Source organism: Nitrosomonas sp., assembly GCF_022842015.1.
Classification (GTDB): Bacteria; Pseudomonadota; Gammaproteobacteria; order Burkholderiales; family Nitrosomonadaceae; genus Nitrosomonas.
Map to the genome: position 1 here is coordinate 1 of NZ_JALHQJ010000126.1, position 3,349 is coordinate 3,349.

Annotated in this window: 3 protein-coding genes and 1 pseudogene; 3 read left to right on the forward strand and 1 reads right to left on the reverse strand. The window is 40.8% G+C overall.

Annotation, left to right across the window (positions count from 1 at the left end):
- The 3 genes from Q0C11_RS14570 to Q0C11_RS14580 form a co-directional block, all read left to right on the forward strand.
- Positions 1 to 642 (forward strand): MMPL family transporter (locus Q0C11_RS14570; RefSeq protein ID WP_293009205.1); only part of this gene is annotated, 642 nt, incomplete at its 5' end.
- A 24-nt stretch (positions 643 to 666) separates the two neighbouring features.
- Complete coding sequence (gene secF, locus Q0C11_RS14575; RefSeq protein WP_293009207.1) at positions 667 to 1,605, forward strand: protein translocase subunit SecF; 939 nt, start codon at positions 667 to 669, stop codon at positions 1,603 to 1,605.
- 324 nt (positions 1,606 to 1,929) lie between these two features.
- The gene (locus tag Q0C11_RS14580; protein WP_293009209.1) at positions 1,930 to 2,358 is read left to right on the forward strand and encodes a hypothetical protein; all 429 of its coding nucleotides are present in this window, start codon (positions 1,930 to 1,932) and stop codon (positions 2,356 to 2,358) included.
- A gap of 28 nt (positions 2,359 to 2,386) precedes the next feature.
- On the opposite strand, the pseudogene Q0C11_RS14585 reads toward Q0C11_RS14580, so the two are convergent.
- Positions 2,387 to 3,010 (reverse strand): annotated as a pseudogene (locus Q0C11_RS14585) (IS6 family transposase).
- Positions 3,011 to 3,349: the final 339 nt, after the last annotated feature.

Genomic DNA, 3,349 nt, shown 5'->3' on the forward strand with positions numbered 1-3,349 from the left:
GGTTTGTTATCCATCATGCAAGCAACATTGACATTGCCTGGAATGGCGGCGCTGGCTCTAACGGTAGGCATGGCAATCGATGCCAATGTACTTATTAATGAGCGTATTAGGGATGAGTTTCGTGCAGGTGCTTCCCCACAACTTGCCATTCACGCAGGATATGAACGCGCATTTGGCACCATTCTGGATTCTAATATTACGACCTTGATTGCTGGCATTGCCTTATTTGCGTTCGGTTCGGGACCGGTTAAGGGTTTCGCGGTAGTGCTATGCCTGGGTATTATGACATCCGTGTTTACTGCAATTTTTGTGTCAAGAGGTATGGTTAACTTTATGTACGGAAGCCTTCGCAAACTCGACAATATTCCCATCGGGATAACCTGGATACCGGAGCCTAGTTTAGTTACTGGAAAATCCGATCTCCTCTCTGAAAATGAAATTACTGAAACTACAGGGAGTACAGAACCTAAACGCAGTGAACAGACTAAAGAGAGCAATATAAAGCCGGATATTGTCAGTCAAACATCAGCCATAAACGAAGATAAAAGCGTAGTAGAAGATTCAGCGAAAGCCAGAGCGATATCTAAAAATAAAGCTAAAAGTAAACGTAAATCAGCTGACACCAAAAAAACTAAACAATAATAATCCGCATTAAGGAATACTACTATGGAATTATTTAGATTTGAGCGTGACATTCCCTTCATGAAATGGAGGAGAGCGGGAGCAATAGCTTCAATCATAACGTTTATTCTTGCAATCTTTTTTATCTCGACAAAAGGACTCAACCTGGGAGTGGATTTTACGGGTGGGACAGTGCTTGAAGTTGGCTATACTCAAACAGCAGACTTGGAAAAAATACGCGGTGTATTGATTGGTCTTGAGATGCCGGATGCGAGTGTGCAAAACTTTGGCACCTCACGGGAAGTTTTAATACGATTGCCCATTAAGCCAGAGTTTTCCAGTGCCCAATTATCGGAAATTGTTCTGGATGCACTGCGAGAAGCTGATTCTTCAGTTGAAATGAGACGGGTAGAATTTGTGGGCCCGCAGGTAGGGCAGGAATTATTGGAAAATGGTGCTCTCGCCTTGTTATTCGTTTCATTAGGCATCGTGGCATACTTGGCGATACGATTCGAATGGAAGTTTGGGATAGCCGGTATTATTGCTAATTTGCATGATGTGATTATCATTCTCGGTTTTTTTTCCTTTTTTCAATGGGAATTTTCATTGACTGTCCTCGCTGCGGTTTTGGCAATACTGGGCTACTCAGTGAACGAATCGGTGGTTATTTTTGACCGTATTCGAGAAAATTTCCGTAAGCTTCGCAAATCTTCAGTGACACAAGTAATTGATAGTGCGATCACGCAAACCATGTCGCGTACAATCATCACGCATGGCAGTACACAAATGGTTGTAATCGCAATGCTCTTATTTGGCGGTGAAGTGCTTTATTATTTCTCGTTAGCTCTGACAATCGGCATACTGTTTGGAATTTATTCTTCAATTATGGTGGGCAGCTCTATCCTCGTACTTCTTGGAGTCAAGCGCGAAGATCTAGTTAAGCTAGAGAAAAAGCCACTGGAAAATGATGGAGCGGTTGTATAAGAAAGCTTCCTCGCTTGTTGTCCTGAATAAGCTTGTAACAGGCTGAGATAGTTGGGAATATTTTTCTTGTCTGTTCATGATTGATTGCTACTCAATTCTTTCTGTGTCTTTTCAATTAGAAAAATTGATAGCAGATGTTAAATGCGAGATCGCAAATTGTAGCTTCCACCAGTAGAGGCTGCGGTTCATATTTCCTCGATTTTTTGTTGCATAATCTCGCTATTCCCCGCAAAATTACAGCCATCTGCACACGTTATTTTGCATGACTCGCTAAATTTGCTTGAATCTGGCGGGCGGCTGTTAACAACCAAGAGAGAAAAGAATATGTCCACAACGAATAATGCTGCACCGGAAAAGAAAAATATTTGGCCTAAACTAATTACATTTTCATTGATATTGCTGGTGATCTTCATTGCAGTGAGCTTACTGCCACGAAGTTTTTCACAGGATCTGTCGGTCATAGGTCAGGGGACTAACGCGGTTGTATTGGTGCATGACGGCAATATACTTCAAAGCACCGACACTATGGTTGCCATGAATGCAGTAAGGGATGATTTCGATGAGCGTGTTACATTTATTGTAGCTGATATCAATACGCCAGAAGGCAAACGGTTTGCGGACAGTCATGGATTCGGTCAGGCAGCTTTGGCATTTTTTGCAGCGAATGGAGATCGATTGCAAGTGTTATATTCAGAGCAAACGGGTGAATCTTTGAGACAGCATTTGAATACAATCTTCAATTACAATTATTAACCTGATTTTTATCAGACAGTTGTCCCTTTCAAATCATATGAGCGGTTTCAATTCCATATAGGGTTGCCTTTGCCGAATGAAAGGTTTTAAATCCCATCATGGGGTTCGTGATTTTCTTGATGAAACGGTGATCTTGTTCAATGAGGTTATTCAAATATTTAATCTGGAGTATTTCAACAAAACTGATCAAACCGGCAAGCATCAGCAAGAAATTAATATTTTTCTGTCCGGTATAGTTTACACCGCTTTTATCCATAACTACTTTGCTTGGAAATCCGTTTGTGTCTATGGCTTTTTTGAAAAACGCGGTTGCTGCCGCTTCATCGCGATGTTCAGAAAGCATGAAGTCGACGGTGTTACCGAATTTATCAACGGCGCGATATAGATAAATCCACTAGCCTTTGACTTTTATGTATGTCTCATCCATTTTTCAAGAGGGAGCCACTGCCCGTTTACTTTTCTTGGCTGCTAGGCCTAATGAAGAAGAATATTTGATAACCCAACGATTCAAAGTGGCATGATCAACATTGACACCCTTTTCCTCCATAATTTCTTGTAGATCTCGATAGGAAACACCCTAACGGAAATAGAAAAACACAGCGTAGAGAAAATGATACCCGTTTGGGAAATGAGCGCCTTTAAAACTGATCATACGTGGATCGATTGCAAAAATTGCCCAAATTCTAACTTTTAGACAAGCGAAGTTTGCGGTAGAACTTAAAGTCTCGAATAGTAGGCTCGTGGTTGATTGATGGTTTGTAAATAAAGTTCATACGAAAATTATTAAAAGTATTACAAATGCGATCATAGGAATTCCTGTGCGAAAATGTACCACTTGTTTTTGTATTTGCATTTATCGATAGGCTAATCAGCCAATTTGGGTAGTCCATATTAGGAGACGGGCAACATCATGTTTAAAGGCAATAGCAACTTTCAACTGAAAATTAACACTGCAAGTTTGGAATCATTTGTTGTTCCTGATCAGCTTGGT

Coding starts and splice junctions, on each gene's coding strand:
- secF (WP_293009207.1), top strand. CDS start 667: ATGGAATTATTTAGATTTGAGCGTGACATTCCCTTCATGAAATGGAGG.
- Q0C11_RS14580 (WP_293009209.1), top strand. CDS start 1,930: ATGTCCACAACGAATAATGCTGCACCGGAAAAGAAAAATATTTGGCCT.